Below are 1,319 nucleotides of genomic sequence, written 5' to 3' on the forward strand. Positions count from 1 at the left end.
GGATTTTATGACCGATGATGACGAAAAAGCCGATGAAGATGGATTTTCTATTATTGCAATGTGGAATTGGGAACGGAAAAATTATTTTATTAAAGAGTAGTTCAACAAACGGGCCAGTTTGTTGAAGATTAGATGCTATAATTGTTATTAAAAGGATTGAAGGATGCTTAGGAAGACGAGTTATTAATAGCTGAATAAGAACGGTGCTCTCCAAATATTCTTATTTAGAAAAGCAAATCTAAAATTATCTGAAAAGGGAATGAGAATAGTGAATGGACCAATAATAATGACTAGAGAAGAAAGAATGAAGATTGTTCATGAAATTAAGGAACGAATATTGGATAAATATGGGGATGATGTTAAGGCTATTGGTGTTTATGGCTCTCTTGGTCGTCAGACTGATGGGCCCTATTCGGATATTGAGATGATGTGTGTCATGTCAACAGAGGAAGCAGAGTTCAGCCATGAATGGACAACCGGTGAGTGGAAGGTGGAAGTGAATTTTGATAGCGAAGAGATTCTACTAGATTATGCATCTCAGGTGGAATCAGATTGGCCGCTTACACATGGTCAATTTTTCTCTATTTTGCCGATTTATGATTCAGGTGGATACTTAGAGAAAGTGTATCAAACTGCTAAATCGGTAGAAGCCCAAACGTTCCACGATGCGATTTGTGCCCTTATCGTAGAAGAGCTGTTTGAATATGCAGGCAAATGGCGTAATATTCGTGTGCAAGGACCGACAACATTTCTACCATCCTTGACTGTACAGGTAGCAATGGCAGGTGCCATGTTGATTGGTCTGCATCATCGCATCTGTTATACGACGAGCGCTTCGGTCTTAACTGAAGCAGTTAAGCAATCAGATCTTCCTTCAGGTTATGACCATCTGTGCCAGTTCGTAATGTCTGGTCAACTTTCCGACTCTGAGAAACTTCTGGAATCGCTAGAGAATTTCTGGAATGGGATTCAGGAGTGGACAGAACGACACGGATATATAGTGGATGTGTCAAAACGCATACCATTTTGAACGATGACCTCTAATAATTGTTAATCATGTTGGTTACGTATTTATTAACTTCTCCTAGTATTAGTAATTATCATGGCTGTCATGGCGCATTAACGGAATAAAGGGTGTGCTTAAATCGGGCCATTTTGCGTAATAAGAAAAAGGATTAATTATGAGCGAATTGAATTAATAATAAGGTAATAGATTTACATTAGAAAATGAAAGGGGATTTTATGCGTGAGAATGTTACAGTCTATCCCGGCATTGCCAGTCGGGGATATTAAAAAGAGGGTTCTGTTGCAAAGTTGAA

The 1,319-nt window shown here is 38.7% G+C and carries 1 protein-coding gene; it reads left to right on the forward strand.

Going from position 1 to position 1,319, the window contains the following annotated elements; genetic code table 11:
- The first annotated feature begins 268 nt into the window (after positions 1-268).
- On the forward strand, positions 269-1,030 hold the full coding sequence (gene aadD1 / locus KA926_RS13625) for an aminoglycoside O-nucleotidyltransferase ANT(4')-Ia (RefSeq protein ID WP_001014230.1): 762 nt from the start codon (positions 269-271) through the stop codon (positions 1,028-1,030).
- The last annotated feature ends 289 nt before the right edge of the window (positions 1,031-1,319 follow it).

It is taken from the genome of Staphylococcus sp. GDY8P94P, from assembly GCF_017892255.1.
Taxonomy (GTDB): domain Bacteria; phylum Bacillota; class Bacilli; order Staphylococcales; family Staphylococcaceae; genus Staphylococcus; species Staphylococcus cohnii.